Genomic DNA, 5,506 nt, shown 5'->3' with positions numbered 1-5,506 from the left:
TAGCGGAATGAAAAAAAGTTTCGAAAAAGTGTTGACAAGTCCAGTAGAAGATGATAGAATAAATGAGTTGTCTCTTGAGCAACTAGTTAACAGAGGAACGAAAAAAAGTTTCAAAAAAGTGTTGACAAAGTTTCTAAGAAATGATAAACTAAGATAGTTGTCGCGAGAGCGCGATAACGAACAAGACCTTTGAAAATTAAAGAAGACGAACCAAACGTGCAGGGTGATTTATCTAAGGATAAATCGTCAATGACAAAACAAAACAATAAAACGGAAAGCTAGTGATAGCTTGAGTTTGAATCAAAACTTTATATGAGAGTTTGATCCTGGCTCAGGACGAACGCTGGCGGCGTGCCTAATACATGCAAGTAGAACGCTGAAGTCTGGTGCTTGCACTAGACGGATGAGTTGCGAACGGGTGAGTAACGCGTAGGTAACCTGCCTCATAGCGGGGGATAACTATTGGAAACGATAGCTAATACCGCATAACAGTATTTACCGCATGGTAGATGCTTGAAAGGAGCAATTGCTTCACTATGAGATGGACCTGCGTTGTATTAGCTAGTTGGTGAGGTAACGGCTCACCAAGGCTTCGATACATAGCCGACCTGAGAGGGTGATCGGCCACACTGGGACTGAGACACGGCCCAGACTCCTACGGGAGGCAGCAGTAGGGAATCTTCGGCAATGGGGGCAACCCTGACCGAGCAACGCCGCGTGAGTGAAGAAGGTTTTCGGATCGTAAAGCTCTGTTGTAAGAGAAGAACGTGTGTGAGAGTGGAAAGTTCACACAGTGACGGTATCTTACCAGAAAGGGACGGCTAACTACGTGCCAGCAGCCGCGGTAATACGTAGGTCCCGAGCGTTGTCCGGATTTATTGGGCGTAAAGCGAGCGCAGGCGGTTTGATAAGTCTGAAGTAAAAGGCTGTGGCTTAACCATAGTACGCTTTGGAAACTGTCAAACTTGAGTGCAGAAGGGGAGAGTGGAATTCCATGTGTAGCGGTGAAATGCGTAGATATATGGAGGAACACCGGTGGCGAAAGCGGCTCTCTGGTCTGTAACTGACGCTGAGGCTCGAAAGCGTGGGGAGCGAACAGGATTAGATACCCTGGTAGTCCACGCCGTAAACGATGAGTGCTAGGTGTTGGGTCCTTTCCGGGACTCAGTGCCGCAGCTAACGCATTAAGCACTCCGCCTGGGGAGTACGACCGCAAGGTTGAAACTCAAAGGAATTGACGGGGGCCCGCACAAGCGGTGGAGCATGTGGTTTAATTCGAAGCAACGCGAAGAACCTTACCAGGTCTTGACATCCCAGTGACCGTCCTAGAGATAGGATTTTTCTTCGGAACACTGGTGACAGGTGGTGCATGGTTGTCGTCAGCTCGTGTCGTGAGATGTTGGGTTAAGTCCCGCAACGAGCGCAACCCCTATTGTTAGTTGCCATCATTCAGTTGGGCACTCTAGCGAGACTGCCGGTAATAAACCGGAGGAAGGTGGGGATGACGTCAAATCATCATGCCCCTTATGACCTGGGCTACACACGTGCTACAATGGCTGGTACAACGAGTCGCAAGTCGGTGACGGCAAGCTAATCTCTTAAAGCCAGTCTCAGTTCGGATTGTAGGCTGCAACTCGCCTACATGAAGTCGGAATCGCTAGTAATCGCGGATCAGCACGCCGCGGTGAATACGTTCCCGGGCCTTGTACACACCGCCCGTCACACCACGAGAGTTTGTAACACCCGAAGTCGGTGAGGTAACCTTTTAGGAGCCAGCCGCCTAAGGTGGGATAGATGATTGGGGTGAAGTCGTAACAAGGTAGCCGTATCGGAAGGTGCGGCTGGATCACCTCCTTTCTAAGGAAATGGAAACCTGTACGTGAGTCTTCTTTAATTTTGAGAGGTCTTGTGGGGCCTTAGCTCAGCTGGGAGAGCGCCTGCTTTGCACGCAGGAGGTCAGCGGTTCGATCCCGCTAGGCTCCATAGGATAGGAATCCTACTAAACTGAATAGCAGTGAAGTTGAATTCACGACTAACTTCTTAGGAAAATAGATAATCTTCCTTGTGTGTAAGACACACAACGTCAGATTCCTAATTTTCTCCAGAAGTTTCGCAGAAGCGACCGTCGTTCATATCCTAAACTTGTCCATTGAAAATTGAATATCTATCAAACATTCCTAAACGTATGTAACAGTACGTATAGAAATAGTAACAAGAAAATAAACCGAAAACGCTGTGAATATTTAATGAGTTTTCTAATTTTTGAAAAAATTAGGTTAATAAGGTTAAGTTAATAAGGGCGCACGGTGGATGCCTTGGCACTAGAAGCCGATGAAGGACGTGACTAACGACGAAATGCCTTGGGGAGCTGTAAGTAAGCAATGATCCAGGGATGTCCGAATGGGGGAACCCGGCAGGTAATACCTGTCACTCACTACTGTTAAGGTAGTGAAGAGGAAGACGCAGTGAACTGAAACATCTAAGTAGCTGCAGGAAGAGAAAGCAAAAGCGATTGCCTTAGTAGCGGCGAGCGAAACGGCAGGAGGGCAAACCGAGGAGTTTACTCCTCGGGGTTGTAGGACTGCAATGTGGACTTAAAGAGTATAGAAGAACTACCTGGGAAGGTAGGCCAAAGAGAGTAATAGCCTCGTATTTGAAATATTCTTTATACCTAGCAGTATCCTGAGTACGGCGAGACACGCGAAATCTCGTCGGAATCCGGGAGGACCATCTCCCAACCCTAAATACTCTCTAGTGACCGATAGTGAACCAGTACCGTGAGGGAAAGGTGAAAAGTACCCCGGAAGGGGAGTGAAATAGAACCTGAAACCGTGTGCCTACAACAAGTTCGAGCCCGTTAATGGGTGAGAGCGTGCCTTTTGTAGAATGAACCGGCGAGTTACGATATGATGCGAGGTTAAGTTGAAGAGACGGAGCCGTAGGGAAACCGAGTCTTAATAGGGCGCATTAGTATTATGTCGTAGACCCGAAACCATGTGACCTACCCATGAGCAGGTTGAAGGTGCGGTAAGACGCACTGGAGGACCGAACCAGGGCACGTTGAAAAGTGCTTGGATGACTTGTGGGTAGCGGAGAAATTCCAAACGAACTTGGAGATAGCTGGTTCTCTCCGAAATAGCTTTAGGGCTAGCGTCGACATTTGAGAATCTTGGAGGTAGAGCACTGTTTGGATGAGGGGGCCATCTCGGTTTACTGATTTCAGATAAACTCCGAATGCCAATGATTTATGGTCGGCAGTCAGACTGCGAGTGCTAAGATCCGTAGTCGAAAGGGAAACAGCCCAGACCACCAGCTAAGGTCCCAAAATAATTGTTAAGTGGAAAAGGATGTGGGGTTGCACAGACAACTAGGATGTTAGCTTAGAAGCAGCTATTCATTCAAAGAGTGCGTAATAGCTCACTAGTCGAGTGACCCTGCGCCGAAAATGTACCGGGGCTAAAACAATTTACCGAAGCTGTGGATAACACTTAGGTGTTATGGTAGGAGAGCGTTCTATGTGTGAAGAAGGTATACCGTGAGGAGTGCTGGAACGCATAGAAGTGAGAATGCCGGTATGAGTAGCGAAAGATGGGTGAGAATCCCATCCACCGTAAGACTAAGGTTTCCAGGGGAAGGCTCGTCCGCCCTGGGTTAGTCGGGACCTAAGGAGAGACCGAAGGGTGTATCCGATGGACAACAGGTTGATATTCCTGTACTAGAGTATGAAGTGATGGAGGGACGCAGTAGGCTAACTAAAGCGGGCGATTGGAAGTGCCCGTCTAAGCAGTGAGGTGTGATATGAGTTAAATGCTTGTATCTGTAACATTGAGCTGTGATGGGGAGCGAAGTTAAGTAGCGAAGTTAGTGACGTCACACTGCCGAGAAAAGCTTCTAGCGATGTATCATACTCTACCCGTACCGCAAACCGACACAGGTAGTCGAGGCGAGTAGCCTCAGGTGAGCGAGAGAACTCTCGTTAAGGAACTCGGCAAAATGACCCCGTAACTTCGGGAGAAGGGGTGCTGACTTACAGTCAGCCGCAGTGAATAGGCCCAAGCAACTGTTTATCAAAAACACAGCTCTCTGCTAAATCGTAAGATGATGTATAGGGGGTGACGCCTGCCCGGTGCTGGAAGGTTAAGAGGAGGGTTTAGCGCAAGCGAAGATCTGAATTGAAGCCCCAGTAAACGGCGGCCGTAACTATAACGGTCCTAAGGTAGCGAAATTCCTTGTCGGGTAAGTTCCGACCCGCACGAAAGGCGTAATGATTTGGGCACTGTCTCAACGAGAGACTCGGTGAAATTTTAGTACCTGTGAAGATGCAGGTTACCCGCGACAGGACGGAAAGACCCCATGGAGCTTTACTGCAGTTTGATATTGAGTATCTGTACCACATGTACAGGATAGGTAGGAGCCTATGAAGTCGGGACGCCAGTTTCGACGGAGGCGCTGTTGGGATACTACCCTTGTGTTATGGCTACTCTAACCCGGATAGGTTATCCCTATCGGAGACAGTGTCTGACGGGCAGTTTGACTGGGGCGGTCGCCTCCTAAAAGGTAACGGAGGCGCCCAAAGGTTCCCTCAGAATGGTTGGAAATCATTCGCAGAGTGTAAAGGTATAAGGGAGCTTGACTGCGAGAGCTACAACTCGAGCAGGGACGAAAGTCGGGCTTAGTGATCCGGTGGTTCCGTATGGAAGGGCCATCGCTCAACGGATAAAAGCTACCCTGGGGATAACAGGCTTATCTCCCCCAAGAGTTCACATCGACGGGGAGGTTTGGCACCTCGATGTCGGCTCGTCGCATCCTGGGGCTGTAGTCGGTCCCAAGGGTTGGGCTGTTCGCCCATTAAAGCGGCACGCGAGCTGGGTTCAGAACGTCGTGAGACAGTTCGGTCCCTATCCGTCGCGGGCGTAGGAAATTTGAGAGGATCTGCTCCTAGTACGAGAGGACCAGAGTGGACTTACCGCTGGTGTACCAGTTGTCTTGCCAAAGGCATCGCTGGGTAGCTATGTAGGGACGGGATAAACGCTGAAAGCATCTAAGTGTGAAACCCACCTCAAGATGAGATTTCCCATAACTTTATGTTAGTAAGAGCCCTGAGAGATGATCAGGTAGATAGGTTGGAAGTGGAAGTGTGGCGACACATGTAGCGGACCAATACTAATCGCTCGAGGACTTATCCAAATTAAGTAATGAGAACGTTAAGAAAAGCGTATGATTTTAGGAAATCAACGCGGAAGTCGGTTAGACTTCAAGGCGATTTATCTAAATCACTAGCTTTTTAGTTCGAATACAATTACTTATTAAAACCGAAGTCAATATTGACAGCGTTGGTAAAACTTGTTAGAATATAGATATTCAATTTTGAGTTGACAAGACTCAGTAGTTAAGTGACGATAGCCTAGGAGATACACCTGTACCCATGCCGAACACAGCAGTTAAGCCCTAGAACGCCTGAAGTAGTTGGGGGTTGCCCCCTGTTAGATACGGTAGTCGCTTAGCA

1 tRNA gene and 3 rRNA genes are annotated in these 5,506 nt (G+C 48.5%); all 4 read left to right on the top strand.

The window, feature by feature from the left end:
- The first annotated feature begins 308 nt into the window (after positions 1-308).
- Positions 309-1,857, top strand: a 16S ribosomal RNA gene (locus tag ODU34_RS10120).
- A gap of 53 nt (positions 1,858-1,910) precedes the next feature.
- A tRNA-Ala gene (locus tag ODU34_RS10115) sits at positions 1,911-1,983 on the top strand.
- Between the two features lie 300 nt (positions 1,984-2,283).
- Positions 2,284-5,187: ribosomal RNA gene (locus ODU34_RS10110) — 23S ribosomal RNA — on the top strand.
- Positions 5,188-5,389: 202 nt separating this feature from the next.
- Positions 5,390-5,505: ribosomal RNA gene (gene rrf / locus ODU34_RS10105) — 5S ribosomal RNA — on the top strand.
- Together the 16S, 23S and 5S rRNA genes with 1 tRNA gene alongside form the textbook arrangement of a ribosomal RNA operon.
- Position 5,506: the final 1 nt, after the last annotated feature.

This window comes from Streptococcus sp. 2018WUSS126 (genome assembly GCF_044427425.1).
GTDB lineage: Bacteria > Bacillota > Bacilli > Lactobacillales > Streptococcaceae > Streptococcus > Streptococcus hashimotonensis.
Note: the sequence above shows the minus strand (reverse complement) of the source record. Positions and strands in the feature narration are given on the sequence as shown.